The organism is Klebsiella sp. D5A (assembly GCF_001620885.1).
GTDB classification, from domain to species: Bacteria; Pseudomonadota; Gammaproteobacteria; order Enterobacterales; family Enterobacteriaceae; genus Klebsiella; species Klebsiella variicola.
In genome coordinates this window covers 125,147-151,517 of sequence record NZ_LOAR01000010.1, presented here as the reverse complement: position 1 = coordinate 151,517, position 26,371 = coordinate 125,147, and the positions used below count along the sequence as shown (strand labels likewise).

The following is a 26,371-nucleotide window of genomic DNA, read 5'->3' as shown; positions in this document are numbered from 1 at the left end:
ACTCATCCTGTTACCTCAATGTGCTGCCGCAGAGCGGGCGGTGAATTTTTCGCCCACAATCAGGTTAACGATATCGCTCAGGCTGGTGTCGGACACCCGTCTGTCGGCGACGTTAGTACCCTCATACATCACCATGATCCGGTCGCAGACCAGGAACAGGTCCTGCAGTCGGTGGGTAATCAGAATCACGCTCACCCCGCGAGCGGAAACGCGGCGAATGAGCTCCAGAACCGCTTCAACTTCCGCGACGGCCAGCGCGGCGGTGGGTTCATCCATAATCAGCACTTTCGGGTCAAAGGCCGCGGCGCGGGCGATGGCTATAGCCTGTCGCTGGCCGCCGGAGAGATTTCGCACCAGCAGGCGAGTATCCGGAATGGAGATCCCGAGCCCTTTAAGCATCTCTCTGGCATCGGCGTGCATTTTAGCCTCGTCGAGAAAGGGGATGCCGAGGACCGATTTCATCGGCTCACGGCCCATAAACAGATTGCCCGCGACATCGACCGTGTCACAGAGCGACAGATCCTGGTAGACCATCTCGATATGGCAACGGCGTGAATCGGCCGGATTCGTAAACTGTTGCTGTTCACCGTCGATACGAATCGTGCCGCTGGAGGGGATCACCGCGCCAGAGAGCACTTTGGTCAGGGTGGATTTCCCCGCGCCGTTATCGCCCACTAAGCCCAGCACTTCGCCCGGGGCCAGCTCAAGGTTGACTCCGCGCAATGAGCGTATCGACCCGTAGGTCTTGGTGATATTGATCATCTCTACCCTTGGCGGGGTAGTTTGTGGCTGCTGCATCTGATAACTCCCATCGCTGTGGCCGGGAAAATGTTCGCCATCCTGCGGGAGGGACTCTATCCGACACGGTTTACAATCTAGTAAACCGGTTTACCTGCGGAATAGAGCACTCGCCAGGGCAGTCAGGACAAACGCTATGTAAGATATTTGTTCGCCAGTAAGAACGTTGCAGCATCCGTGCCAGGGCAGGAACCACACAGCAGCCCTGTAACTTAACCTTATGTATTCAATACACTTAATTGAATACAATCCGGTAAACCGGTTTACTGATTATAGTGAATAAATTGTTAATTGATCGTTTTTTGCGCCAAAAGCGGGCACTTTTGCGCCATTTTGGGACGGGCTTAACAGATCTTGATCGAGTCGCGGCCAATCCATTCAACCGGCAGGCGGGTTTCCGCAGGGATGTCCGGATCGTCGTTTAGCAGGCGCATCATGATGTTCACCGCGGTACGGCCCAGTTCGCGGGCGGGCTGACGGATAGTGGAGATCCGCGGCTGGGTAAAATCGGCGTAGTTGGCGTCATCGAAGCCGACTAACGAAAGCGCCTCCGGCGCCTGGAGCCCGCTGGCGCGCAAGCCGTCGAGCAGACCGAGCACCAGATAGTCGCTGGCGGCGAAGACGGCGGTAGGGCGAACCGGTTGGCTGAACAGGTACCGCAGCGCCTGCTGGCCAAACTCGCGCTGGTAGTCGCCATACATCACCCATTCGGGCGGCCAGCTCAGGCCCGCCTGCTCCATCGCGGTGCAAAAGCCCTGATAGCGCTCGCGGACGCTCATCAGCTTGTCCGGGCCACCGACGAAAGCGATATGGCGATGCCCGGCGGCGATCAGTTTTTCGGTGGCGATCCGCCCGCCCTGGACGTTATCAGCAAACACTTTCGGTACCTTACTGCCGGGAATATCTTCATCCAGCAGGACAATGCGTTCGTGACGCTGGACCTCCTTGCGCAGCAGGCCGTTATCGGGGCGGTTGGTGGTGAACAGCAGACCGTCGACCTGGCAGGTATCCAGCCAGCGAATGAACTGGCACTCTTTTTCCGGGTTGTTGCGGGTGATACACAGCACCAGGCTGTAGCCGCTGGCAGAAGCAGCCTCTTCGGCAGCGTCGGCCAGTTCGGCAAAGAAGGGGTTGGTAATATCGGGAAGCACCAGGCCAAGCGTTTCGCTGCCGCCTTTGCTAAGACGACGTGCCAGGCTATTGCCGCGATAGTCCAGTTCGCGAATGGCGGTTTCGATGCGGTCGATGGTGTCCTGCGGCAGCACAATACTGTTGTTCATATAGCGCGACAGGGTCGCCTTCGACAGCCCCGCCAGCTTTGCCACATCGGATAACAATACGCGTTTTATACTCATTTCCTGCGCCATTTCTGCCAGAATCGGCTATCTGTAACATAGTTAAGCGCGGTGGATACAGCAATTTCTCTGCGAACAATCACCAAAAATAAATGCTTGACAAATTTTAATCAGCAGAGAATTGTATAGGCAGTTTACCGCATCATCCGGGAAGTCATTCCCAACCCCGTTTAAGTTATTCCAGTCGCGCACCGACACGGACCGGTTGCCGGGATGACATTAAGCAGGTATCCGCCGAACGTTCAATGATTGTTCTGGCGATATAGACGATATTTGCCCGCCAAAAAAATAATCTTCTGCGTTCGCATGCGGCGCGGAACTCTGCTGGCTATCAACTATTCCCGACGAGGATACTGATGATGTTATTTCACACCGGAAAACTGCGTTTACTTGCTGTCGCCACGACCATGCTGGCATCAATGAGTTTTATTTCTGCCGCCAGCGCTGCCGGTCCGACTTATGCGCTGGTACAAATCAACCAACAGGCGCTGTTCTTTAATCTGATGAATAAAGGCGCACAGGATGCGGCCAAAGCCAGTGGCAAGGATTTAGTTATTTTTAACTCTAACGATAATCCCGTGGCGCAAAACGACGCGATAGAAAACTATATTCAGCAAGGCGTTAAAGGCATTCTGGTTGCTGCTATCGACGTTAACGGGATCATGCCAGCGGTTAAAGAAGCCGCCGCCGCAAACATTCCGGTGATTGCGATTGATGCCGTATTACCGGCCGGACCACAGGCAGCTCAGGTCGGCGTTGATAATATTGAAGGCGGCAGAATTATTGGTCAATACTTCGTGGACTACGTGCAGAAAGAGATGGGCGGCCAGGCGCGACTGGGTATTGTCGGCGCGCTGAATTCGGCCATTCAGAACCAGCGGCAGAAAGGGTTCGAAGAGACGCTGAAAAGCAATCCGAAGATTACTATCGCTAACGTGGTCGACGGGCAGAATGTGCAGGATAAAGCGATGACCGCGGCGGAAAACCTGATCACCGGTAACCCGGATCTGACAGCGATTTATGCCACCGGCGAACCCGCGCTGCTCGGCGCTATCGCCGCCGTAGAAAACCAGGGGCGGCAGAAAGATATTAAAGTCTTTGGCTGGGATCTGACGGCGAAGGCGATTTCCGGTATTGACGGCGGCTACGTCACCGCCGTACTGCAGCAGGACCCGGAAAAGATGGGCGCCGAAGCCCTGAATGCGCTGAACAGCATCACGTCGGGTAAAACCGTGCCGAAAACCATTCTGGTTCCGGCGACGGTGGTAACCAAAGCGAACGTCGATTCATACCGTCCGCTGTTTAAGTAGGTCAGCGCGCCCCGTCCGTGGTTAACAGGGCGGCGAGCTCACGGCTGCCGGGAAACGCGCTGAGCGTCCCCCGGCGGCTAACGGTAATGGCGGCAGCGCGACTGGCGTGCGCCAGCGCCAGCGCATCCGGCGCGACGCCGCGCAGCAGGGCGGAAGCCAACATGACGGCGAGGAACGTGTCGCCCGCGCCGGTAGTATCAAGCGCCTCGGCGGGCACGGCGGGACAAAACTGACGCTGGCCCTCCTGGACCAGCCAGGCGCCTGCGGCCCCCTGGGTAATCACTAAGGTTTTCACCCCGTATGGCTGGAGCAGCTCGGCCTCGGATTCATTGACCACCGCGATGTCGATGAGTGGCCACAGATGGCAAAAGTCAGGATTGACAGGTGAGGGGTTGAATACCGTCGTCATGCCGCGGCTTCTGGCGTACTGGAACAGCGCCCGCGTTTTATCGAGGGAGAAATTGCCCTGCTGTAGCAGAATATCGCCAGCGACGGCATCCGCCATATGCGGAATAATTTCATCCAGGCTGAATGTATCGGCCGCCGCCGTAGTGGTAATGATGGCGTTGTCGCCATCAGCGCTATTTAAAATAATCGAGGTATCGCTATGTTGATTGAAATGGCCGTCGGGTAGTAGCGTCAGTGGTTCATTTTTTATCTGCTGGCGGATCCACGCGCCGTTGCTGTCATTTCCCGTGGCGGCAATTAAACGCGTCTCTATTCCGCAGCGGGATAATATAATCGCCTGGTTCGCGCCTTTACCGCCGATATCCTGCGACACTTTAACGCCGTGAATGGAGGCTCCTTTTTTCGGTATATCCGGAATGGACCAGGTTTCATCTACGGTAATATTACCAGTAACGTAAACACGCATAGTGTTCCCTTAACAGGATGGATAAGATGGTTGCTATCTCAGCAGAAAAAACGAATGCAATACAAGCTATTTTTTCACGAAGCAAGGCTGTTATTGGTGTTATTCATTGCGACCCATTTCCTGGCTCGCCAAAATATCGAGGAAAATCAGTCTCGGATATTGTTGAACGTGCGCTTCGTGATGCTGAAAATTATATTTCAGGAGGTGTTCATGGTCTGATTATTGAAAACCATGGCGATATTCCTTTCTCTAAACCTGAGGATATCGGCCATGAAACCTCAGCGCTGATGGCGGTCATTACCGAGAAAGTTCGTGAACGTTTTGCTGTGCCGCTGGGCATTAACGTTCTGGCTAACGCGGCGATCCCGGCAATGGCGATCGCCCTGGCGGGAGGCGCCGATTTCGTCCGCGTAAACCAGTGGGCCAACGCCTATATCGCCAACGAAGGATTTATAGAAGGCGCGGCCGCTAAGGCGCTGCGCTACCGCAGTATGCTGCGCGCTGAACATATTCGCGTTTTTGCCGATAGCCACGTTAAGCACGGTAGCCATGCCATTGTCGCCGATCGTTCGATTCAGGAACTGACGCGCGATGTCGATTTCTTCGAGGCTGACGCGGTGATCGCCACCGGCCAGCGTACGGGCGATAGCGCCACGATGGCGGAAATTGACGAGATCCGCGCGGCGACGGAACTACCGCTCCTGGTGGGCTCCGGGGTGACACCGGCTAACGTGAAGCAGATCCTCGGGCGGACTCAGGGGGTCATTGTGGCCAGTACAATGAAGGTCGATGGCGTCTGGTGGAACGATGTTGAGCTGGCCCGGGTGAAGCATTTTATGTCGGTCGCGCAGGCCGCGCTGGAGGAAGCTTAATGGAAGCGTTTAGCGAACGCCTGCTGCGCGAACATCAACCGGCGTGGCAGGCGATGCAGCAGCACCCGTTTGTGACTGATATCGAACAGGATCGTCTGCCGACAGTCGTCTTCAACCGCTATCTGGTGTTTGAGGGCAACTTTGTCGCGACGGCAATCGCGATTATTGCCCTCGGGGTCAGCAAAGCGCCGGGTATTCAACAACAGCGCTGGCTGATTGGCGTGCTGAATGCCCTGGTTGATATACAGATCGCGTGGTTTGAACAGGTGTTGTCAGCGCGGCAGATCGATCCCGCTGAGTACCCGGATGATTTGCCCGGGGTACGGCGCTTTCGCGACGGTATGCTGCGGACCGCCCGCGAGGGCAGCTATGAGCAGATTGTGACCCTGATGTTCGGTGCGGAATGGATGTACTATTTCTGGTGCCGACGGGCGAGCGAACATTATCAGAGCGATGCTGATTTACGACGCTGGATGGAAATGCACGCGGAGGACGAATTTTATCAGCAGGCTCTCTGGCTAAAAAACGAACTCGACCGCTGCGCCATGGCGCTGAGTGAAGACGAAAAGCAGGCGTTATCGGCGCTTTACGGCGAGGTGCTGCAGTGGGAAATTGATTTCCATCACGCGGCGTACGAGGAGTAGCCGCGAGGTGGATCACAGGGGGCGCCGGACGCGGCGTCTCCTGAATACGGGTTATATCTCGACGTTCTGCGTCTTGTTGGCGAAACTTAGCATTACCGTTAATGCCGATTCTTATTTCACATTTTTATCTTAATAAAGTCGGAGGGTTAATTTAGCTGCCTTCTGACTCTTTTGAGAGAAATAATGGCGGTAGAGAGTTTATATTATTTTATTTGGAGCCTGTAGCTCGGGGGCTCTTTTTTTCTTTTCCTCCCCCTGAAGTAAAAGCTATTTTCAGAAATAGATATAAATTATCCATCGTTACTCGACGGCGGCTCTCCCCCTACAATGGACTTTAATTGCCAGATATTTAACAAAAACCAGGCCAAGGAAAAGGGATGAAACGAAGCATTTATTCACAGAACAGTTTATTGCGCATCAGTCTGCTTTCCGCGCTAACGCTTACTGCCAGCTTCACCACTCACGCACAGGATAAACCTGTCGCGGGGGGTGTGCTGACGGTCGCTCTGGGCAGCGATACCCCGATTATTGACCCCTCTATTACCGCTTATTCTGTCACCGCTCTGGTTACGCGTAACGTGGTGGATTCTTTGGTCGGCCAGGCGGAAGATAACAGCTTTACACCATGGCTGGCGGAACGCTGGGAAATTAAAAACAATAACCGCGAATACACCTTCCATCTTCGCAAGGATGTGACTTTTAGTGATGGCACGAAACTGGATGCTGCGGCGGTAAAATATAACTTTGAACGCATACTCGATCCGAAAACCACCTCCAGTTACTCCAAATCGTTGTTGGGGCCGATTGACGCGATCACTACGCCAGATGAGTACACCGTGGTGATCCGCTATAAAACGCCTTTCGCACCGTTGCTGCAGGGGCTGAGCTTGCCGTATCTCGGTATTCAGTCACCGGCTTATCTGCAGAAAACGGCGAATACCAGCAATACCGTGGTCGGTTCTGGTCCCTTTATCCTCGAATCGTTTGTCAAAGGCAGCGGGAGTAAACTCAGCAAGCGCGCCGATTACAACTGGGGCCCGGGCTATGCCACCCATAAAGGCCCGGCATGGCTGGATAAGATCGAATTTAAGTACCTGCCGGAGTCGGCGGTGCGGCTTGGCGCGCTGAATAGCGGGCAGGTACAGGTGATCGATGCCATTCCGCCGGTGAATTATGCGCAGGTAAAAAATAACCCGAAGCTGGATGTGATCACCAGGGAAAACCCCGGCGTTCCACGCGTCCTTTATTTGAATAGCGACACAGGGATCTTCAGCGACCTGAAAGTGCGGCAGGCCTTCCAGAGCGCCATCGATCGCACCACTGCCGTTAAAGCCGCGTTCTTTGGCATCCTGAAACCTGCCGACAATATTCTTGGACCCGCTACGCTGGATTACGATCCGGCCATTGCCAGCCAGTGGGGTTTTGATCTGCAAAAAGCCCGCCGTCTTCTGGATGAAGCCGGCTGGCAGCAAACCGATAGCGAAGGCTACCGGGTCAAGGAGGGTAAACGCCTGACTGTGCAATTTACCTATTCTTCAAACGATGTCGAAGCCGCTGACGTGACGCTGTTCCAGGCAATTCAATACCAGGTAAAACAAGCCGGTTTTGAACTGAAACTCGATCCGGTGGATTCAGGCATTCTCAGCAGCCGCACGGCGGCTAACCAGTACGACATTATCTCGAACTATTTTGTTCGCCCGGAGCCGGACATCCTGCGTACCGTTTTCCATTCCAATTATATTCCGCCGAAGGGGAACAACTTCAGCCGCGTTAAAGCGCTGGATAGCCAACTGGAAACCGCTGTCGGTGCCAGCGAAGCCGAGCGTAAACGCATCTACTATGCCATCCAGCACCAGATTATCGATCAGGCCTGGGCGGTGCCAATTTACATCCCGGCATATCAGTTAGGGAAAGCCAAACAGGTGCAGGGCATTAGCTGGGCCACGAACGCGAAGCCGAATTTCTATGATGTCTGGATCCAACGCTAAGCTGCTGGCAGCAGGCAAGCGCCTGCTGACCATTTTCGCCGTGCTGTGGGGTGCGGCAACGCTGACCTTTGTTGCGGTAAAACTGATCCCCGGCGATCCTGTGGCAATTCTGATAGGCAGCGCCAACAGCGTTGTGGATGATAGTTTTCGCGAGACACTGACCCGCCAGTTCGGCCTGGATAAGCCACTGTGGTGGCAATATTTGCGCTACTGTGGCGAGGCGCTGACGGGCAACCTTGGCGTGAGTTATCAGTATCGCCAGCCTGTTGTGCAGGTGATTAGCGCAGCGTTGAAAGAGACGGTGCCGCTGGCCGTCAGCGCTCTGGCGCTGGCACTGGTACTGGCGGTATTTAACGCATTACTGACAGCCGGACGTCATCCGCGTCTGCGGTCTCTGCTTGCCGGGTTGGAGCTGATGCTGCTTAGCACACCGGTGTACTGGATCGGTATCGTGTTGTTGAGCATCTTCAGTTTCAAACTGCAATGGTTTCCGGTGACCGGTAACGATGGCTGGATCGCCCTTGTGCTGCCGGTGGTGACGCTCAGCCTGCCGCTGGCTGCGACACTCAGCCAGGTGCTGCGTGATGGGCTGGAGGAGGCGCTTTCGCAGCCGTTCGCCATGACCGTGCGTACGCGAGGGGTGAGTGAAACTGCGCTGCGCTTACGGCATGCGTTGCGCCATGCCTCGCTGGCGGTGTCGACGCTGACGGGGACGCTGCTGGCCAGCGTATTAGGCGGCTCAATTCTGACCGAAACAGTATTTGGTCGGGCGGGGCTGGGGCAAATCACTCTCGGTGCGATTGAGAACCGAGACATGCCCCTGGTGCTGGGGGTGGTGATGTTCTCCGCGCTGTTGTTTGTGGTGATTAACCTGCTGATTGATACCCTTTATTTACTGATCGATCCCCGTCTACGTCTGCGAGGGCATGCTGATGAGTGATCTTTTACTGCGGGTGGCCCGCCGCGACGGGGGGCACTATCGTAACCCGTGGCTGGCGCCGGGTACCAGCATTCCGTTGTTACTGGTGCTACTGCTCGTGGTGGCGGTGTTTTTTCCATCGCTATTCACGCCGTACACCCCCGAACAGATGGATTTCAGCGCGATTTTGCAGCCGCCGGACCTCAGACACTGGTTCGGTACTGACCAGTTGGGGCGTGATGTGTTTACCCGCGTGGTGTATGGCACCTCGCTGTCGCTGTGCATTGGGGTCGGCGCGACCCTGATTGCCAGCGCGGGCGGTATTGTGCTGGGGACACTGGCAGGTCTTGCACCCAGGGCGGTACGGCAGTTACTCGTACGGCTACTGGACATTATGCTGGCGTTCCCCGATTTGCTGTTGGCGCTGCTGGCTATCACGGTGTTGGGGCGTGGGCCAGAGAATACCCTGCTGGCGGTCGGACTGGCCGGCATTGCTGGCTATGCCAGGCTGGTGCGCGCGCAAGTGTTGCAGGTCAGGTTATCGGGGTATGTGCAGCATGCGGTGGCGTTGGGAGAGCCGCCAATGGTGATTATTTTGCGCCATATTGTGCCCAATACGCTGCGCCCGCTGCTGGTACTGGCAACGGTGGGGATAGGGTATTCCATATTATCCGCCTCGGCCCTCAGTTTCCTTGGACTTGGGGTGACTCCGCCGACGGCGGAGTGGGGCGCATTGCTCTCTGAGGGACGTAATTTTCTCGATAGCGCCCCATGGGTCAGCCTGCTGCCCGCCAGCGTTGTCGCGCTGTCGGTGATTGCCATTACGCTGCTGGGCCGACGTGTTCAAACCCTTATTGCCAAAGGCGGGATCGCATGACTTCAGAGACCTTCCAGCAACCGCTGTTACAGGTGGCGCAACTGAGCGTCAGCTTCCCCTCGCCGCAGGGGCTGATTGAGGCGGTTAACGCCTTATCGTTTGACGTGCATGCCGGTGAAGTCCTGGCTTTGGTAGGCGAGTCCGGTTCGGGTAAATCCGTCACGGCCCGGACGCTAGTCGGGCTGGCGGGGGCAGGGGCGGCTGTTCGCGCCGAGTCCCTGATATTGCATGGGCACGATGGCCTGTCGCAGAATTTACTGGCGTGCGATGCCCGCCGTTGGCAGCAACTACGCGGGCGCGAAATTGGTTTTGTTTTGCAGGATGCACTGACCTCGCTTGACCCGCTGCGCCGGATTGGTCAGGAAGTCGCGGAGCCGTTGTTGACGCACCGCCTGGAACGGGGGGCGGCAGTTCGCGAACGCGTGGCGGAGCTGTTAACGCAAACCGGCATCCCCGATCCGCATAACCGGATGGCGCAGTACGCACATGAACTCTCCGGTGGCTTGCGCCAACGAGCGCTCATCGCGTCGGCGCTTGCGGCGGGGCCGCGATTACTCATTGCCGATGAACCTACTACCGCGCTGGACGCCACCGTACAAAAACAAGTTTTGAATGTATTCAGGGCCCTGGCGGATGCCGGGCATGGCGTGCTGCTGATCACCCATGATTTATCGGTGGTGGCGGATATTGCCGACCGTGTGGTGGTGATGCGGCAGGGCAAAGCAGTGGAGAGCGGCAAGGTGCGACAGGTGCTGCATGCGCCGCAACACCCTTATACCCGCCGTCTGCTGGCGGCCATTCCCTCTGCCGGTACGCGTGGGACGTGGTTAACAGGAAACGATCCGCTGGGTCAAACGGTAGTGCGGGAGAACATCAGTACTGACAGCACCACACCCGTGCTGGCTGCCGATAACGTATCACTGGCGTATGTTCTGCCGGATGGCCGTCGCTTGCAGGCCGTCAATCAGGTGACGTTAGAGGTCGCGCAGGGCGAAACGCTGGGCATTGTGGGCGAATCCGGTAGCGGGAAGACCACGCTAGGCAAACTGGCGCTGGCGCTGCAGGCACCGCAACAGGGCGAGATCCTTCTCGCTGGGCAACCATGGAGCAGGCTGACAGAACGTCAGCGGCAGCCGTTGCGGTCGCGTATCCAGACGATTGTGCAGGATCCGCTGGGTTCATTTAATCCGCAATATAACGTGGCGCAATTGCTGCAACAGCCTCTGCGCCTGCATACGACGCTCACAGCCGCGGACCGGTTGTCACGTGCGCAGGCGTTGCTGGCGCTGGTTGGTTTAAGTCCTGATCTGCTGACGCGACGTCCGGCCACGCTTTCCGGTGGGCAGCGGCAACGTATCGCCATCGCCCAGGCCCTGGCCTGCGAGCCGGATATTCTGATTTGCGACGAGCCGGTGTCGGCGCTGGATGTCACCACCCAGGCGCAAGTGTTGGATTTGCTGGTAGCGCTGCAACGCCGTTTGCATCTGTCAATGCTGTTTATCTCTCATGATCTGGGCGTGGTGCAGCATATGAGTCATCGTATTGCGGTGATGAAAGACGGCGAGGTAGTCGAAAGCGGCAGTGTGGATCAAATTTTTCGGGCGCCACGCCACCCGTGGACTCGACAATTGTTATCAGCTGTTGGGCAGACGCCGTTGCGATATAACTGAGCAGTAAACGTTAAACACCGTTATCAGAAATGGGGTCAATGTTATTCAACGCTCTTATCATCTCCAGAGCCCATTCCAGGCGGTCTTGCGTGATATAGGGCAGGGAAGAGCCACTGGCCCGGCGCTCGATAGAGCCATCCGTACACAGTGCTCGTTCAGCGAAGTTTGCCTGTGTGAATTTCAGTTTAGTGACCTGCTGCGGGGGCGCCTGGCATACCCGATTTCACGAACGGCGGGCGGGTGAACCAGATGATGATAATCAGCGCCATAAAACCCCAGCCGAGCACCCAGAAATAGTCGATTGTCGACATCATGTAGGCCTGCTGGGTAACCACCTGGTCAATCATCGCAAGATGCTGCTGCGTCGGGCCACCCATCTTATTTACGTAATCCATAGCCGCTGGGTTGTACTGTGTCACGCTCTCGGTCAGATTCGCGTGGTGGAAAACTTCACGGCGCTGCCAGATCCATGTGGTTAACGATGAGGCAAAGGAGCCGCCGAGTACGCGAAAGAACGTGGCCAGTCCTGAGCCTTCCGCCACTTCGTTACCGTGCAGATTCGACAGCACAATGGTGGTCAGCGGCATGAAGAAGAAGGCCACGCCAATCCCCATAAACATCTGCACGCTGGCGATGGTGCGGAAATCCACGTCAGTATTGAACTGCGCGCGCATCAGACAGGATGCCCCCATTGTCAGGAATGACACTGAGCATAAAATTCGCAAATCCACTTTGGTGGCGTAACGTCCGATGACTGGCGTCAGCACCAGTGGTAAGAAGCCCATCGGCGCAGCGGCGAGACCGGCCCAGATAGCCGTGTAGCCCATCTGGGTCTGCAACCACTGCGGCAGAATAATGTTGATGGCAAAGAACGCGGCATAGCCCAGCATCAGCGCCAACGTGCCGATGGCGAAGTTGCGGTCTTTGAACAGCCGCAGGTTCACAATCGGGTGACGTTCGTCCAGCTCCCATATCACAAAGCAAATCAGGCTGATCGCCGAGACAATAGACATCACGATAATGGGCGTAGAAGAGAACCAGTCTTCGTCGTTGCCCTTATCCAGCACCACCTGCAGCAGGCCCACGCCAAGCACCAACAGCGCGATGCCAATATAGTCGACAGGCGATGACTGCGTTGTTTCTTCACGCATGCGCAGCTGCGACCAGACCACGATGGAGGCGAAAATCCCAATCGGCACGTTGATGTAGAAGATCCACGGCCAGGAGTAGTTATCGGTAAGCCAGCCGCCGGTGATAGGCCCCACGATAGGCGCCACCACGGTCACCATCGACAGCAGCGCCAGCGCCATGCTGCGTTTCATCGGCGGGAAGATAACCAGCAACAGCGTCTGACACATCGGGAACATCGGCCCGGCGAAAAAGCCCTGCAGCGCACGGAAGATGATGAGCTCCGTCATGCTGTGGGCGAAGCCGCACAGAAATGACGTCAGGGTAAAGAACATCACCGAGGCGATAAACAACCGCAACTGCCCGAATCGGCGGGTAAACCAGCCTGTCAACGGTAGAGCAATAGCGTTACACACCGCAAAAGAGGTGATAACCCATGTCCCCTGATCGGCGCTAACGCCCAGGTTGCCGGAGATTGTCGGCAGCGCCACGTTGGCGATGGTGGAGTCCAGCACCTGCATAAAGGTCGCCAGCGACAGGGCAAGCGTCGCCAGGAACAGGCTGGGGGGCGTAAAGGCTGCCTTCGGCTCTGACATAGCTTCTCTCTTAGCGCTGGGCTACAGCGCTGGTGTTGTCATGAAGGATTTTCGCCACCAGTTTATCGGCTGCTTCCATTGGCGTTTCATACACATCGGTACGGAATCGCGGCTGTTCGACGGTTTTTTGTGGCAGAAGGTGACCACCCTGATTGCGGATATCCACCTCAGCGTTCATCGACAGACCCACACGCAGCGGATGCTTCTGCATGTCATGTGGATCAAGCGTGATGCGTACCGGCAGGCGTTGGACGATTTTGATCCAGTTGCCGCTGGCGTTCTGGGCTGGCAACAGTGAGAATGCGCTACCGGTACCAATGCCGAGACTTTCGATGGTGCCGTGATATTTCACGTTATCGCCATAGAGATCCGCATTCAGCTCTACTTTTTGCCCAATACGCATGTCCTGCATTTGGCTCTCTTTAAAGTTGGCATCCACCCACACTTCATTCAGCGGCACGATGGCAAGCAGCGTGGTGCCGGAGGTGACACGCATCCCGAGCTGCACAGCACGTTTAGCGACGTAACCACTGACGGGCGCAACAATGGTGCTGCGGGAGTTATCGAGATAGCGTTGGCGCAGCGTCGCAACGGCGGTTTTGACTTCAGGATGGTTATCCACCACGGTGTCATCAACCATCGCCTGATTGGTTTTGAGCGCTTGCTCTGCAGCCAGTAAATCGCTTTGCGCGCTGGTCACGGCATCACGGTAGTGCGCCAGATCTTCCACCGCAATGGCGCCGGAACTGACAATTTTTTCCCGGCGCACATAGTCACTTTTCGCTGTTTGCAGGGCTACTTTTTTGGCAGCAACTTGCGCACGGTAGTTGTCGGCAGTGCTATAGAGACCACGCACCTGACGCACTGTGCTGGCGAGATTGGCTTCAGCCTGCTGCAGGGCGATGGCGGTATCGCTTGGGTCCAGCAGAACCAGGGGCTGGCCTTTTTCGACATAATCGCCTTCATCCACGGTCACCTGAGTCACGGTACCGGTGATTTGCGGTGTCAGGGTGACCTGATTTCCGTTGACGTAAGCATCGTCGGTGCTCTCGTAATAGCGGGCGTAAAGCAGATACCAGGCCAGACAGCCTCCTGCCGCGAGGATCAGGATCAGTAATAAAATGGCGAAGTTTCTTGTACGCTTGCCTGGGCGCTTATCAGAGGGAGGCGCGTTATTTTCCATAGACATAACCGGTGACCTTAATTAGCGATGGGGGGCCGTGAATTCATCGGGCAGCATTTTGATAAGAATATCTGCGAGCTGCCGGGATTCTTCGGGCGTCAGACGCGCCGTTAAGTCCGCGAGGATGGTATTCAGTGCTTCATTCTGAAACGTATTGCACAGCGTCTGACCTTTTGCCGTCAGGGCCAGGATCACCTGGCGCTTGTCGTGCGGATTCGGGCGGCGCTCGACCAGGTCGTTCTTCACCATACGTGCAACCATACGGCTCATTGCCCCGGTATCCATCTGCAGGCTCTTGCAGATTTCTGCCGGGCTGGTATTACCTTTAAATATATTAATCAATACCTTAAATTGCGGTGCGGTAATGCCGCTGTCGGCAAAGTAATGGCCGATAAGCAGGTCCTTAAACTGGTTTGCCAGATGGAACAGCAAACCCAGATGCAGGTTTTTATGGGAAGAGTCGATTGGGGTATTCATGATAGCTGCCTGGTCAGTAATTAACATGATAATTACTGCCTGGTCACCAATTGTCAAATTAGGTCAACAGAAAGCACACATATTGACAAATGGAGGAGGGCGATAAGCGTATTACGATCACTCGAACCCGTGATGCCCGCAGACATCAATTTGGATGCGCTCTGTGGTACAGGCCCGACGCAGGCGAGATTGATGTACGCGCGGCCGTAATTTGCCAGGGTTCCCTAAACCAGTCGGTGTCATCAGCTGGCGTACTGTCGGACCAAAATCAGCGTAATGTTCGCGGATAGTACGCAGTGCTCGTTCAGCGAGGCCCGGCATGAGTTGCCGGTTGCCAGGCTGGCCACGACGACGGTTAACAAGTGAAAGCGGCCCATGTTCACGATAGCGCTCCAACAACCGTCGGCAGTGTCTGTCAGATATCTCAAGCGGATAATATTGAGTACGTACCGGGCAAGACCATCAGGTCGTTGGTTATTGCTGGGTTTTCAACGACGACGGCTAGCCATACCCAGCGGGCCAGATTCACGGTAACGCGACAGAAGGCATCGGAACAGGCTGTCAGATATGCTCAGGCGCTGTGTGGCCATCAAGTGTAGTCAGACGTCGAACGATAACGTCCTAATAACTTTGAGTCGGTTAACTTTATCCAAAGCAAAAAACTCCGCCGCATGAGCCGTCATCAGAATCTATCGATGCTGAATCTACGAGTACTTATCCAGGAGAAAACCTAACAACTTAGCCACCACAATATGAGTGCGCATAATGTATATTATGTTAAATGCATTGTCTTACTCAATAACGTCGTATGGCTTTTAACAATCACTTCGCCCACTACAGCCTCTTCTCCTGTGTATCAACCAGGCCTTTATCAGCCACAGACGTGATTCTCAAAAAGGCGCCAGCATCGTTTACGCACTCGAATGGCGAGTTCCAATCGTGTCCATAAACAGAAGCGCCAGCTGAAGTTGAATGGTGTACTGAAGATAAATAGCACCTTCGCCCAACGCAGCCGGCTTCCATGTTGACAGGTTCTATCGCAACTGCCCTTTCCCTTGTATCTAATAGTTTGCGTTGATTAGCTACCACCAGGGAGCACCTGGCCACAACATATCGCAACTCCGTTCTTCACCGAAAGCATAAATGCTCTCTCGGGCATTTATGCTTTTATATCGCGGTCAAATAGATTTGTTATGTTTAATCTATGAATGATACTCGTTATCCTTTGTGGCCACTATTCATCCAGCTGAATTGCGTATACTTTTACAGATGAATAAAACGCACAGTGGGTTAGCTTTCACGCTTTGCCATCATCAATGCCAGGTCAACGAGACGATTAGAGAATCCCCATTCATTGTCGTACCACGCCAGAATTTTGACCATATTACCGCCAATCACCAGCGTTGATAGGCCGTCGATAATAGACGAGCGTGGGTCTCCCTGGTAATCGCTGGAGACGAGCGGTTCATCGCTATAACCCAGAATCCCTTTCAAAGGTCCCTTTGCGGCGGCTTCGCGAAAAGCATTGTTCACCTCTTCGACCGTCACATCTCGCTCAAGCGTGACGGTCAGGTCAACAATGGACACCACCGGCACAGGGACGCGTAGCGAGTAGCCCGTTAAACGGCCATCCAGCTCAGGAATAACTTTACCCAGAGCCTTCGCTGCGCCGCTGGAGTAAGGAACAATCGACAATGCTGCGGCGCGAGCCCCGCGCAGATCTTTTTCCGGCTGATCGTGCAGCGCCTGGCTGTTGGTGTAGGCATGGGTGGTGTTCATCAGACCATGTTTAATACCGAAATGCTGGTGCAGGACCTGCGCAGCAGGTGCAAGACCATTTTTGGTGCAGCTTCCGTTGCTTATCACGTAGTGTTTATCCGGGGAGTAGAGACTCTCATTAACGCCCATCACAATGGTTAAATCATCGTTTTTACCAGGGGCAGAGATAATCACGCGCTTCGCACCACCGCTGTGGATATGTACAGCCGCCTTTTCACGGTCAGTGAATAATCCTGTAGCCTCAATAACAATGTCGACTTCACGCTGACGCCACGGAATACTCGCCGGGTTGCGTTCACTGAATACGGTAATGGGTTTACCATCAACAACAAGCCCCCCTTCACCAGCGGTGACCTCTGCATCCAGCTTACCGAGCAGCGAGTCATATTTCAGCAGATGCGCCAGCGTTTTGCTGTCCGTCAAATCGTTGATTGCCACAATTTGAATATCCGGATTATCCAGTGCTGCGCGCAGTACATTGCGTCCGATACGGCCAAAACCGTTAATACCGACCTTTACCATAATTGACTCCTTATCTATATCTCTGGAGTCAGATTAGGACGGATAGGTTGTGGCGTAAATGACAAAAAAGGATCACTTTACGCCATTTTACGGCAGTGAAATCGTTGACGATATTCACCTGGAGTGAGGTTAAGCTGTTTTTCAAACAATCGTCGCAGGTTAATGCTGCTGCCAAATCCCGTTTGCTCGGCGATACGATCCAGCGTCTCGTTAGTCTGCTCCAAACGCTGCCGTGCGGCGGCCAGGCGGGCTTCCGCGACGTAGCGCGCCGGGGAAGCGCCGGTTTCCCGGGTAAAGACGCGGGTGAAATTTCGCGGACTCATGGCGACTTTTTCCGCCAGCTTATCTACGCTGAGGTCGGCGGTGAGGTTTTCGAGCAACCACGCCAGCAGATCGTTAATCGGGCCCTGTGAGGTGGTCTGCTGCAGGTTATAGCGGCTAAACTGTAGCTGGCCTCCGGGGCGACGCAGATACATGACGAAGTCCTGGGCAATATCGCGCGCCAGGCTGAAGCCGTAATCTTCTTCAACCAGCGCCAGCGTAAGATCAAAGCCGGAACTGACCCCGCCAGAGGTCCAGATATGTTCGTCCTGAATATAGAGCGGCCCGCCCTCGACGCGGACCTGCGGGAATTCCGCCTGCATGGTTTCCAGCAGTTTCCAGTGGGTAGTGGCCCGTCTGCCGTCCAGCAGTCCAGTTTGCGCCAGCAGCATCGCACCGCCGCAAATGGAGGCTATGCGGCGGGCATGGGGAGCGGCAAGGCGCAGCCAGTCAACCACCGCCATCCCTTCCTGCGGGTTTTGACCTCTGCCGGTAATCATGATGGTATCGCGGGGTTCACGCGGGTCAATCTCATGCAGGCGATGATCGGCCAGAAGATTTAAACCGGACTGACCATGGATAACCTGATGCGGTTGAGTTGTCGCTAGCTTGACCTGGTAGCAGATTTCCCGGGCACCTTCCGGGTGCAGGCGGTTGGCCTGCATCAAAATGTCAGCAATACCGGCGGATTCAAACAGCATGCCGCCATCGGGTACAATAATAAGTATCTTTTTCATGTCATGAAAAGTAATCTTTTTACAGAATAAGTCAACACGACAAACTCAAAGAATAAATTTTACTGTCGAGAGCACTGGATTCCGATGGATGTAAAAATCTGAAGGCTCGGAAAGAGTGGGTTCCGTATCTGCCAAACAATGCCGACTCACTCAATGTTAACCTTTCCCGACAAACCGCACGCCGCGCTTTCTCCGCCCTAAAATGTCCAGATGACAGCTGCTGTCAGTGCCGCCTCGTTACGTCGTAACACGATCGGGCTCTCATTTGCATGCTCCCCAAGCCAGGTATAGTCAGCGCTCAGGAGCGTGCCCCAGTGGGCATCAAACTGGTGACTCCAGGTCAGACTGTTGTCTATGCCATAAAATCCCCCCGGTGCTGAATAGCGGCTATAACCTGAGCGCTGGCTCTGCTGCGGATCCACCCCATACCAGGTATTCAGGTAACGGTTGTCGCCAAACAGGGCCGCCGTCTGAAAGGCGACCGTGTCCTGGTCAGTTTGTACAGGGAGCAACGTCAAGGATGCCTGGTAGCTTACCCCCTGGCTGTCCGTTAAAGGCAGCGTCGCTTTACCTTCAACACTGAGCCACGAAAGCGCCTGCCAGCCGACGGCAAGGGCCGTGTTCAGGGAGGCGTCAATGTCTCCCATCCCTTTCAGATTATTTGCCCCTGCCCGCCAGCTGGCGTTTTTATCCGCCCTTCCCAGATCGTATCCCAGCGTATGTTCGAAGTACCAGCCGCTGGCGTTCTGCAGGTCATATCCCACCCCTTTCTGCGTATCAATAAAAAATGCGCCGTTACGCCCCTGAAGTACAGGAACCACCTGCCATACCTGCTTGTCTGAACCTGAATATCGCGGAGTGTAGTGGCCTCCCAGCCCAATGGTGAAGGTGCCGGAGGAAGTGTCATCATTTGCTTGTACGCAGGATGTCATGGCCGTCAAAAGCGGTACGGTCATATACAGGGCTTTTTTTATCGCTATCATACTGTTCTCCTCACAGACGCCGGCTTCTCCTGAGGCAGGAGCTGCCACAAAATGTTGGCGCAGTATGATTTGGCAAAATCAATGAATCGTCGGGATAGTGTTAAGAAACGGTCAAGGTGAATGGATGTTGTCCAGAAGAGTGCTGATTATTGAAGATGACGCCGATGCGGCTGGCGTGCTCGAAGCCTACTTACGCCGTGAAAATTACGATGTCGTCATTACCGGAGACGGTCTTTCCGGGCTGGATATGGCGCACCGGTGGAAACCCGATCTGATCCTGCTGGATGTGATGCTTCCGGGGCTTAACGGCACCGAAGTCCTGGCTGGCCTGCGCCGTAAAAATGATGTTCCGGTGATCATGGTCACCGCCATGGGAGATACACCCGATCGTATTGGCGCCTTGCGCTATGGCGCTGATGATTATGTTGTTAAGCCTTACCATCCGGGAGAAGTTGTGGCTCGGGTGCAGGCGGTACTGCGCCGCAGCAATCAAACAGAAACAAAGGAAGAGATCCTTCGCTGGCAATCGCTTGAAGTGAATGTTACGGCCATCGTGGCGAGCATTGTCGACGGGGACACCACACCGCGTACGTTGGATCTGACCCCAACCGAATTTTCACTACTGACCACGCTTATGCGCTCTCCTTCACGTCCTTTTTCCCGCCAGCATTTACTTGAGCACTGTTTGCCGGAAAGTGAAGCCCTGGAGCGCGTGGTGGATACCCATATTTATAACCTGCGTAAAAAACTCGAGGCGGCGGGTATTTCCGGCGTGCTGGTTAACGTTCGCGGCGTAGGCTACAGGTTCAGACAACCATGACAAAAACCCGCTACTCCTCCCTGTGGCGCTGGATTTGCGCACGTATATTAGCGCTGGCCATCGGAAGCGTAATTGTCATTGCGACCTGTATGTGGCTACGTTATGCGGTGCAGAATTACTGGAACATAGGCAGAATGCCGGCATCGGTCCGACAAGAGTTTCTTGCGCTCAGCCAGAACCCGCAGGCGAACCCGGCGCGCTTCCATCAAATCGTCGATACCTGGTGGGGGTTGAGTTATTCAACCCCATCCATCGCCTCGGCGGACTGGGTCACCGTGGCGTTACTGGTCCTGGTCATGATCCCTTTTATTGTGGTGATGGGATTGCGATATGCCAGGCCACTGGCGCTGCAGTTCAGCCGACTGCGTGATGCGGCAAAGGACGTCGCCGAAGGGCAATTTGGCCGCCAGGCAGAGTTCATCAGGAATGCGCCGGCTGAAATGGTCAGCTTTGCCAGTGACTTTAACACCATGACGGTAAAACTGGCCCGCTATGAAAAAGAGTTACGTACCTCTCATGTGGCCATGGCGCATGAGCTTCGCTCCCCCCTGACTGCCGCTATCGGACGTTTGCAGGGCATGCTGGATGGCGTGTTTGATGCCAGCCCGGAACAACTGGCCATGGTAATGAAACAGCTTCAGCACCTGAATCGCCTGACCGATGAACTTCATCTGCTCTCGCTGTCTGATGCCGGGAATTTGGTTCTGGAAAACGAACCCTTTCGTCTGGATGAGCTGCTTAAGGAACGGGCGACATGGATCATGCCCCAGGCTGATGCACATCGTTTTGCCATCAGGCTTCATCATTCTCAGGTGTGTCCCTTCAAAGGCGATACGTTCCGTATGGGCCAGGTTTTCACCATTCTTATGGAAAATGCCCTCCGTTACGGGCGTGATGGCGGCCATCTTGATGTCACGCTGCACTACGCCAGCGGGCAATATTGCCTCGAATTTCGCGATGACGGTCCGGGGGTATCCTCCCAGTTCCTGCCGGAAATGTTCAACCGTTTTAGCCGGGAGGAGCAGTCGCGTGCCCGCCACTCCGGCGGCAGCGGTCTCGGTTTGTCGATTGCTCGCGCGATTTGTCAGGCCCATGGTGGCAGTATCAGCGCGTCGTTACCTGAAACCGGCGGACTCGCAGTCACCCTTTTGTTACCCTGGACGTCGTCTGAGATGGAAAATAGCCGCTCTTGATAATACCTTGACGAAACGTCGAATCTTTCTCGACTAAGCGCGCATTTAATAACGCCATCACCTTTATGGAGCGGCGTTATGTCAGATGAATTTTTACTCTCCCTCCGCCACAGTCTGCACCATTTGTACGACGTGGCGCGCACCCTTTCCTGGCTGCACTTTCTCCCCCTGACCATTCTTTCGGTAGTGATTTTTCTGCTGCCCGGATGCGGGGACAACCAGGGTAATACGACTGATCCTGTGCGAACGGTGCGCTACGTTGTTGTTGGCTCAGCGCAAACCCTTCCCGCGCTGGAAAGAACCGGAGAGATCCATGCGCACGATGAAACGATTCTGAGCTTTCGTACCGGCGGCCGGATAGTGACGCGTAGCGTCGATATTGGCGATCGGGTCAATGCAGGGCAACTGCTGGCCACGCTTGAAAATACAACCAGTCAGAATCAGCTCGATGGCGCACAGGCTGATTATGAAGGAGCCAAAGCCTCTGCTCAGGTTGCTGCACTTAACGTCAACCGAATGCAAAAGCTTATGCCAACAGGCGCGATTGCCCGCACGCAGCTCGATACCGCCCGCGCAGACTGGCTTGTCGCCCGCGCGCGTTTAAAAAACAGCGAGTCCGCGTTGCGTAATGCCCGGGAAAGCCTTGGCTGGACGCGTCTGATTGCGCCGCGAAGCGGCGTGATCACCGAAGTAAGCGCCTCCGCGGGTCAGGTGGTCAATGGTGGTCAGTCGGTATTGACGCTGGCGACCGGTGAAGCCCGCGATGTGGTGTTTGATATCGCTAAACCCGAGGCGATCCCGCCACAGGAACAGGCTGGCTTGCGAGTTTCCCTCCTCAGCGACCCGTCGGTGCAAGCGTCCGCCGCGGTAAGAGATATTAGCCCGCAGGCCGATCCTCAGACCCGCACATGGCGCGTCAGGGCTACCCTGCAAAACCCACCGCTGGCAATGGCGCTGGGCGCCAGCGTCACCGTCACGTTACCCGCAACGGGTCCGCATGGATACGCCCTTCCCGCTTCAGCGCTGAGCCGCGTCGACGACAAACCGGCGGTTTATGTGATTAACCCACAGTCGCAGGCGCAGCTTCGCGTGGTGGTACCAGCATACTATACCGCCACCTCGGTCATTATCTCCGGCGGCCTTGAACCAGGCGACCGGGTGATTACCGCCGGCGTGAGTAAATTACGCTCCGGCGAGCCGGTGATTGCCGGGGAGTGCGAATCATGAAACCCGTATTGAATGAGAAATTTAACCTGTCCTCCTGGGCGCTAAATCATCAGCAGATGGTCAGTTTCTTCATGCTGCTGATCATTGCTATGGGCGCGTTCTGTTATGAGAACCTGCCACGTAACGAAGATCCGGCGTTTACGATTAAAACGGCCGTTGTTTCTGCGCAATGGCCCGGGGCATCCGTAACGGATACCACCCGACTGCTGACCGATACGCTGGAAAAAAAGCTGCAGGAAACCCCCTGGCTTGATTATCTCGAAAGTGAGACCCGCGCCGGGAGCTCCGTTATTCATGTCAATCTTCGTGACGATACCCCGCCGCAAAAGGTGCCGGATATCTGGTATCAGGTACGTAAGAAAATGCAGGATATTGCCCCCTCTTTGCCAGAAGGCGTTCAGGGCCCCGCCGTCGACGACGAGTTTGATGACACGTACGGTACGATCTATGGCTTTATACCTGAGGGCTATACCCTGCGGGAGGTCCGGGACCGTGTTGAGACAATCCGCCGGGAACTCATGTCGTTACCGGATATCGGAAAAACCAGCCTGCTGGGTGAGCAGCAGGAACAGATAGTTCTCTCTTTTTCTCCAGCGCGTCTGGCAGGTATGGGGTTGAACATCCAGCAGGTAGCGGATGCCCTCAGAGCACAAAATGCGGTTGTCCCGGCAGGTATGATCCGCACCGGACAGAAAAATATGGCGATAAAGGTCAGCGGGGAACTGACTTCTGAAGCGAGCTTACGTGCCGTCACGCTGCATATTAACGATCGTTACCTTCCTCTGACGGATATTGCCACCGTTAGTCGGGAAAACGCCGAGCCTCCCCAGCCGGTTTACCGGGTCAACGGCAAACCCGCCATCGGGCTGGCTATCTCGATGGCGCCGACCGGTAATATGCTGCGTTTCGGCGCCGCGCTGAATGCAAAAATGCAGGCCATCAGCGTCACGCTGCCGCACGGTATTGAGATGGTCAAGGTTGCCGATCAATCAGCGGTGGTCAGCGACGCCGTAAGCGGGTTTATCCGGGTGCTTATCGAAGCCGTGGCGATCGTCCTGGCCGTTTCGTTTGTCTCTCTGGGTTTACGAGCCGGACTGGTAGTGGCTGCGGCCATCCCACTGGTTCTGGCCATGACCTTTACGGGAATGATGCTGGCAGGAATAGGTCTGCAGCGTATTTCTCTCGGCGCATTGATTATCGCGCTGGGTCTGCTGGTCGATGACGCCATGATCACCGTGGAAACCATGGTCTCTGGTCTGGAAGCCGGGGATTCCCGCCGGCAGGCGGCGACCCGGGCTTTTAAAACGACCGCATTTCCGATGCTGACGGGCACCCTTGTGATGATTGCCGGGTTTATTCCCGTGGGATTTGCTGCGTCCAGCGCCGGTGAATATTGCTTTTCCCTGTTTGCCGTGGTGCTCATCGCCCTGCTGTGCTCATGGGTTGTCGCGATCCTGTTTTCACCGTTAACCGGGACGTGGCTGTTATCTGACAACATCAGACAGAAGGCGAAAGGTCCTGGACGGATGGCCCGCGGATACCAGTGGCTACTGCGCAAGGCGTTGCGTCACCGCTTCGCCACCGTGTGTCTTGCTCTCATTGCGCTTGGTCTGTCCGTTTACGGAACAACCTTTATGCAGGGGGAGTTTTTCCCCGCCTCCGACAGGCCAGAATTGCTGGTAAGCCTGACGCTACCGGCAAATGCCTCGCAGTCGGAAACGCAAAATACGGCTGAAAAGCTGGAGAAGGCCCTGGCAGGCAACCGCAACGTTGAGCGCTTTTCGACATACGTTGGGTCGGGAGCGATCCGTTTTTACCTGCCTATGGATGTGCTTCTGGCAAATGAAAATATCGCCCAGATGGTGGTGGTGGCTAAAGATCTTAAAGCGCGGGATCGTCTTCATCGGCAGTTAAACAGGATACTGGCTACGCGCTTTAGCGACATCATCACGCGCGTATCGCCCCTGGAACTTGGGCCTCCCGTCGGCTGGCCAGTCAAATACCGGGTGAGTGGGCCAGATTATCTGAAGGTCAGGTCGATCGCGAACCGCCTGAGCGATGTCATTGGCCGGTCCCCCTCCTCTCGCGAGGTTAATCAGACGGCAGGCGAACCGGAGAGAGTCATTACCCTCAAGGTCAATCAGACCGCAGCCCGGGCTGCGGGCGTGTCGTCAGAAAGTCTGGCCCGGATGCTCAATACCGTCTGGTCCGGCAGTATAGTCACGTCGGTTCGCGATAATGACCGCCTTGTCGATGTGGTGCTCCGGGCCAGGGACAATGAGCGTCTTAACCTTGCCACCTTCTCTTCGCTGACTATTCAGGGGAATGACGGTAAACAAATTCCCCTCAGCGCCTTTGCCACGCCAGTCTGGGGCGTGGATGATCCGGTTATCTGGCGTCGACAGCGTTTGCCTTTCATCACCGTGCAAACTGACCTCGCCCCGGGACTTCGCGCCGAAGCAGTATCCGCAGCGTTGCGACCTGCGGTAGACAGGTTGCGCGCGGAACTGCCTGAAGGCTACAGCATTGAAGAAGGGGGCGCGGTTGCTGAGTCTGAAAAAGGTAATAGTTCGGTCTATGCGATTCTGCCGGTGACACTGGTCATCATACTCTTGCTGTTGATGCTCCAGTTGCGCAACTATTCCCGTATGGCGTTGGCTATACTGATGGCCCCGTTTGGTTTACCGGGTATCGTGCTGGCTATGTTGCCTGGCGGAACACCAATGGGATTTGTCGCTCTTCTTGGCGTGATTGCGCTCGCTGGCATGATCATTCGTAACGCCGTCATACTGATTAGCGAGGTTGACAGCAACCTTGCTCAGGGGATGGCAAGCGATGCCGCCATTATTGCGGCCGCAGAGCATCGTGCGCGCCCCATCTGCCTGACTGCCTGTGCCGCCATTCTGGGAATGATCCCCATCTCTCATCAGGTATTCTGGGGACCGATGGCCTATGCGATTATCGGGGGACTACTGGTTGCCACGCTGGTTACACTGACCGTATTACCGGCATCGTTTAGCCTGTTGTTACACCTGAGAATGACGTCCTCAGGCGAGTTTACTGCTTCTTCGGCAGCAGAGAGCGAGGAGAAATGCCGAAGGCTTTGCGGAAGGCATGGCTGAAATGAGAGAAATCAGAGAAGCCGAAATCCAGCGCCGCCTGGGACACGCTACTGACTCGTCCGCGTTCGATAGCCTCTCGGCTCGCCTGCAGCCTCTCCTGCCAAATCACTGCCATCGGCGTTTTTTTATGGCGGGCGAAAGCACGCGTGACGGTGCGAACGGAAACGTGGTGCGCCCGTGCCAGGCTTTCGATGTTCAAATCGGGATCGACAAGTTGCCGCCGGATGTAGTTCATCATCCGGGAATACAGATCGCGCTCAACACCAACGTTGTTCAGGTCCTGTAGCTCCAGGCTCAGTACCAGTAGATCCAGCAACGTCTGGGAGAAGCGGCCGGAGATATCCGCTGTGTTCAGACAGGCGGGCATCGCTGCCGCCTGACGCAGCATTTCGCGCAATGGGATCACGCCCGGGCGGCGGTCGTCGAGCACCATCGCGGTGAGGTGTTCGACCCCCGGTAAATGACAGCTCAGCAAATGGCGGGGGATCCGCACCAAATGATTATCGCGCCCGCCAAGACTGAAGCGGAATGTCTGGGCGGCATCGTAGAGCACCAGACTGTCCGCTGCCAGCGTCGCCTTGCGTCCCCCCTGTTCAAGCTGACCGTATCCATCCTGCATATACCCCAACCACAGATCGTCGTCGGGGCCCTGGCGCAAATAACGGGCCGTGCGATCCCAACTGTGTAGCGGCGCGGACAGTGAACACATATCCACCAGACCCACTCCACGTACCGTCAGCTGTGCATCAAAGTCGACCCCAGCCAGAGGGGCGCTGGCGGCTGGAATACAGTGGCGTAACACTACGTCGTTCCAGTACTCGAAGCGGCGCGACTCGGTAACGCCAACGGTTGAATAGTGGAGACTGCCCGCAGACTGCATGCTATTCATCATCATTCACCTCGCGCCGGGAATTCCGCCAAAACGACAGAAACGTTTCCGCAGACAGCAACTATCATGCCAACGAGCTAATACACC

At 55.6% G+C, this 26,371-nt stretch carries 21 protein-coding genes and 2 pseudogenes; 11 read left to right on the top strand and 12 right to left on the bottom strand.

Translation table 11 applies throughout. The features are described 5' to 3' along the window. Positions 1–15: 15 nt before the first annotated feature. Positions 16–762: an ATP-binding cassette domain-containing protein gene (locus AS136_RS16395; protein ID WP_004198552.1), complete on the bottom strand. Its 747-nt coding sequence runs from the start codon at positions 760–762 to the stop codon at positions 16–18. A gap of 380 nt (positions 763–1,142) precedes the next feature. Continuing rightward, positions 1,143–2,165 carry a LacI family DNA-binding transcriptional regulator gene (locus tag AS136_RS16390; protein ID WP_004190069.1) on the bottom strand — a complete coding sequence of 341 codons (1,023 nt, stop codon included), beginning with the start codon at positions 2,163–2,165 and terminating at the stop codon, positions 1,143–1,145. Positions 2,166–2,509: 344 nt separating this feature from the next. On the opposite strand from AS136_RS16390, the gene AS136_RS16385 reads away from it, so the two are divergent. Then, positions 2,510–3,463 (top strand): ABC transporter substrate-binding protein, encoded by a 954-nt coding sequence (locus AS136_RS16385; protein ID WP_004151648.1) that lies wholly within the window; start codon positions 2,510–2,512, stop codon positions 3,461–3,463. A gap of 1 nt (position 3,464) precedes the next feature. Here AS136_RS16385 and AS136_RS16380 read toward each other — a convergent pair whose 3' ends face one another. Continuing rightward, positions 3,465–4,337: a PfkB family carbohydrate kinase gene (locus AS136_RS16380; protein WP_023297625.1), complete on the bottom strand. Its 873-nt coding sequence runs from the start codon at positions 4,335–4,337 to the stop codon at positions 3,465–3,467. A gap of 26 nt (positions 4,338–4,363) precedes the next feature. On the opposite strand from AS136_RS16380, the gene AS136_RS16375 reads away from it, so the two are divergent. The 6 genes from AS136_RS16375 to AS136_RS16350 all read left to right on the top strand — a co-directional run bounded on the left by AS136_RS16375 (position 4,364) and on the right by AS136_RS16350 (position 11,307). Next, on the top strand, positions 4,364–5,209 hold the full coding sequence (locus AS136_RS16375) for a BtpA/SgcQ family protein (protein WP_004176161.1): 846 nt from the start codon (positions 4,364–4,366) through the stop codon (positions 5,207–5,209). After that, positions 5,209–5,853 (top strand): TenA family protein, encoded by a 645-nt coding sequence (locus AS136_RS16370; RefSeq protein ID WP_063266856.1) that lies wholly within the window; start codon positions 5,209–5,211, stop codon positions 5,851–5,853. Before AS136_RS16375 ends, AS136_RS16370 begins: the two co-directional genes overlap by 1 nt. A gap of 377 nt (positions 5,854–6,230) precedes the next feature. Beyond that, positions 6,231–7,841 (top strand): ABC transporter substrate-binding protein, encoded by a 1,611-nt coding sequence (locus AS136_RS16365; RefSeq protein ID WP_008804870.1) that lies wholly within the window; start codon positions 6,231–6,233, stop codon positions 7,839–7,841. After that, positions 7,819–8,781: an ABC transporter permease gene (locus AS136_RS16360; RefSeq protein ID WP_008804871.1), complete on the top strand. Its 963-nt coding sequence runs from the start codon at positions 7,819–7,821 to the stop codon at positions 8,779–8,781. Before AS136_RS16365 ends, AS136_RS16360 begins: the two co-directional genes overlap by 23 nt. Then, positions 8,774–9,637 (top strand): ABC transporter permease, encoded by an 864-nt coding sequence (locus tag AS136_RS16355; protein WP_077265727.1) that lies wholly within the window; start codon positions 8,774–8,776, stop codon positions 9,635–9,637. The genes AS136_RS16360 and AS136_RS16355 overlap by 8 nt, the downstream gene beginning before the upstream one ends. Continuing rightward, a complete protein-coding gene (locus tag AS136_RS16350; protein WP_012968222.1) occupies positions 9,634–11,307 on the top strand; it encodes a dipeptide ABC transporter ATP-binding protein in 1,674 nt (557 codons plus the stop codon). The genes AS136_RS16355 and AS136_RS16350 overlap by 4 nt, the downstream gene beginning before the upstream one ends. 185 nt (positions 11,308–11,492) lie before the next feature. Here the strand turns inward: AS136_RS16350 and AS136_RS16345 are convergent, their stop codons facing one another. The 8 genes and pseudogenes from AS136_RS16345 to AS136_RS16320 all read right to left on the bottom strand — a co-directional run bounded on the left by AS136_RS16345 (position 11,493) and on the right by AS136_RS16320 (position 19,033). Next, positions 11,493–13,031 (bottom strand): DHA2 family efflux MFS transporter permease subunit, encoded by a 1,539-nt coding sequence (locus AS136_RS16345; RefSeq protein ID WP_012968223.1) that lies wholly within the window; start codon positions 13,029–13,031, stop codon positions 11,493–11,495. A 10-nt stretch (positions 13,032–13,041) separates the two neighbouring features. Further along, positions 13,042–14,220, bottom strand: coding sequence for an efflux RND transporter periplasmic adaptor subunit (locus AS136_RS16340; RefSeq protein WP_022065822.1), 1,179 nt, complete (start codon positions 14,218–14,220; stop codon positions 13,042–13,044). A 15-nt stretch (positions 14,221–14,235) separates the two neighbouring features. Continuing rightward, positions 14,236–14,691: a MarR family winged helix-turn-helix transcriptional regulator gene (locus AS136_RS16335; RefSeq protein ID WP_008804876.1), complete on the bottom strand. Its 456-nt coding sequence runs from the start codon at positions 14,689–14,691 to the stop codon at positions 14,236–14,238. A 120-nt stretch (positions 14,692–14,811) separates the two neighbouring features. Continuing rightward, positions 14,812–15,120, bottom strand: a pseudogene (locus tag AS136_RS29020) (ISNCY family transposase); the annotation flags it as partial. Beyond that, a pseudogene (locus tag AS136_RS29365) lies at positions 15,111–15,374 on the bottom strand (ISNCY family transposase); the annotation flags it as partial. The pseudogenes AS136_RS29365 and AS136_RS29020, both read right to left, overlap by 10 nt. Positions 15,375–15,981: 607 nt before the next feature. Then, positions 15,982–16,992 (bottom strand): type I glyceraldehyde-3-phosphate dehydrogenase, encoded by a 1,011-nt coding sequence (gap, locus tag AS136_RS16330; RefSeq protein ID WP_063266854.1) that lies wholly within the window; start codon positions 16,990–16,992, stop codon positions 15,982–15,984. 77 nt (positions 16,993–17,069) lie between these two features. Then, the gene (locus AS136_RS16325) at positions 17,070–18,050 is read right to left on the bottom strand and encodes a GlxA family transcriptional regulator (protein ID WP_012541721.1); all 981 of its coding nucleotides are present in this window, start codon (positions 18,048–18,050) and stop codon (positions 17,070–17,072) included. Positions 18,051–18,247: 197 nt separating this feature from the next. Continuing rightward, entirely contained in the window at positions 18,248–19,033 is a 786-nt protein-coding gene (locus AS136_RS16320; RefSeq protein WP_063266853.1) for a MipA/OmpV family protein, read from the bottom strand. Between the two features lie 124 nt (positions 19,034–19,157). Here AS136_RS16320 and AS136_RS16315 point away from each other — a divergent pair, with 124 nt between their 5' ends. The 4 genes from AS136_RS16315 to AS136_RS16300 all read left to right on the top strand — a co-directional run bounded on the left by AS136_RS16315 (position 19,158) and on the right by AS136_RS16300 (position 25,395). Further along, positions 19,158–19,853, top strand: a complete 696-nt coding sequence (locus tag AS136_RS16315; protein ID WP_012968226.1) for a response regulator — start codon at positions 19,158–19,160, stop codon at positions 19,851–19,853. Next, a complete protein-coding gene (locus tag AS136_RS16310) occupies positions 19,850–21,046 on the top strand; it encodes a sensor histidine kinase (protein WP_063266852.1) in 1,197 nt (398 codons plus the stop codon). Before AS136_RS16315 ends, AS136_RS16310 begins: the two co-directional genes overlap by 4 nt. Before the next feature lie 78 nt (positions 21,047–21,124). Further along, positions 21,125–22,273 (top strand): efflux RND transporter periplasmic adaptor subunit, encoded by a 1,149-nt coding sequence (locus tag AS136_RS16305; RefSeq protein ID WP_012968228.1) that lies wholly within the window; start codon positions 21,125–21,127, stop codon positions 22,271–22,273. Beyond that, positions 22,270–25,395 carry an efflux RND transporter permease subunit gene (locus AS136_RS16300; RefSeq protein ID WP_063266851.1) on the top strand — a complete coding sequence of 1,042 codons (3,126 nt, stop codon included), beginning with the start codon at positions 22,270–22,272 and terminating at the stop codon, positions 25,393–25,395. Before AS136_RS16305 ends, AS136_RS16300 begins: the two co-directional genes overlap by 4 nt. Here the strand turns inward: AS136_RS16300 and AS136_RS16295 are convergent. Next, a complete protein-coding gene (locus AS136_RS16295; protein ID WP_063266868.1) occupies positions 25,331–26,284 on the bottom strand; it encodes a helix-turn-helix domain-containing protein in 954 nt (317 codons plus the stop codon). The two genes, AS136_RS16300 and AS136_RS16295, sit on opposite strands and share 65 nt — an antisense overlap. Positions 26,285–26,371 lie beyond the last annotated feature (87 nt).

What these genes read in the sequence shown, in the direction of transcription:
- AS136_RS16320 (WP_063266853.1), bottom strand. Translation starts at nt 19,033, where the DNA reads ATGATAGCGATAAAAAAAGCCCTGTATATGACCGTACCGCTTTTGACG.
- AS136_RS16295 (WP_063266868.1), bottom strand. Translation starts at nt 26,284, where the DNA reads ATGAATAGCATGCAGTCTGCGGGCAGTCTCCACTATTCAACCGTTGGC.
- AS136_RS16335 (WP_008804876.1), bottom strand. Translation starts at nt 14,691, where the DNA reads ATGAATACCCCAATCGACTCTTCCCATAAAAACCTGCATCTGGGTTTG.
- AS136_RS16315 (WP_012968226.1), top strand. Translation starts at nt 19,158, where the DNA reads ATGTTGTCCAGAAGAGTGCTGATTATTGAAGATGACGCCGATGCGGCT.
- AS136_RS16360 (WP_008804871.1), top strand. Translation starts at nt 7,819, where the DNA reads ATGATGTCTGGATCCAACGCTAAGCTGCTGGCAGCAGGCAAGCGCCTG.
- AS136_RS16390 (WP_004190069.1), bottom strand. Translation starts at nt 2,165, where the DNA reads ATGGCGCAGGAAATGAGTATAAAACGCGTATTGTTATCCGATGTGGCA.
- AS136_RS16310 (WP_063266852.1), top strand. Translation starts at nt 19,850, where the DNA reads ATGACAAAAACCCGCTACTCCTCCCTGTGGCGCTGGATTTGCGCACGT.
- AS136_RS16355 (WP_077265727.1), top strand. Translation starts at nt 8,774, where the DNA reads ATGAGTGATCTTTTACTGCGGGTGGCCCGCCGCGACGGGGGGCACTAT.
- AS136_RS16380 (WP_023297625.1), bottom strand. Translation starts at nt 4,337, where the DNA reads ATGCGTGTTTACGTTACTGGTAATATTACCGTAGATGAAACCTGGTCC.
- AS136_RS16385 (WP_004151648.1), top strand. Translation starts at nt 2,510, where the DNA reads ATGATGTTATTTCACACCGGAAAACTGCGTTTACTTGCTGTCGCCACG.
- AS136_RS16300 (WP_063266851.1), top strand. Translation starts at nt 22,270, where the DNA reads ATGAAACCCGTATTGAATGAGAAATTTAACCTGTCCTCCTGGGCGCTA.
- AS136_RS16325 (WP_012541721.1), bottom strand. Translation starts at nt 18,050, where the DNA reads ATGAAAAAGATACTTATTATTGTACCCGATGGCGGCATGCTGTTTGAA.
- AS136_RS16375 (WP_004176161.1), top strand. Translation starts at nt 4,364, where the DNA reads ATGGTTGCTATCTCAGCAGAAAAAACGAATGCAATACAAGCTATTTTT.
- AS136_RS16350 (WP_012968222.1), top strand. Translation starts at nt 9,634, where the DNA reads ATGACTTCAGAGACCTTCCAGCAACCGCTGTTACAGGTGGCGCAACTG.
- gap (WP_063266854.1), bottom strand. Translation starts at nt 16,992, where the DNA reads ATGGTAAAGGTCGGTATTAACGGTTTTGGCCGTATCGGACGCAATGTA.
- AS136_RS16340 (WP_022065822.1), bottom strand. Translation starts at nt 14,220, where the DNA reads ATGTCTATGGAAAATAACGCGCCTCCCTCTGATAAGCGCCCAGGCAAG.
- AS136_RS16370 (WP_063266856.1), top strand. Translation starts at nt 5,209, where the DNA reads ATGGAAGCGTTTAGCGAACGCCTGCTGCGCGAACATCAACCGGCGTGG.
- AS136_RS16395 (WP_004198552.1), bottom strand. Translation starts at nt 762, where the DNA reads ATGATCAATATCACCAAGACCTACGGGTCGATACGCTCATTGCGCGGA.
- AS136_RS16365 (WP_008804870.1), top strand. Translation starts at nt 6,231, where the DNA reads ATGAAACGAAGCATTTATTCACAGAACAGTTTATTGCGCATCAGTCTG.
- AS136_RS16345 (WP_012968223.1), bottom strand. Translation starts at nt 13,031, where the DNA reads ATGTCAGAGCCGAAGGCAGCCTTTACGCCCCCCAGCCTGTTCCTGGCG.
- AS136_RS16305 (WP_012968228.1), top strand. Translation starts at nt 21,125, where the DNA reads ATGTCAGATGAATTTTTACTCTCCCTCCGCCACAGTCTGCACCATTTG.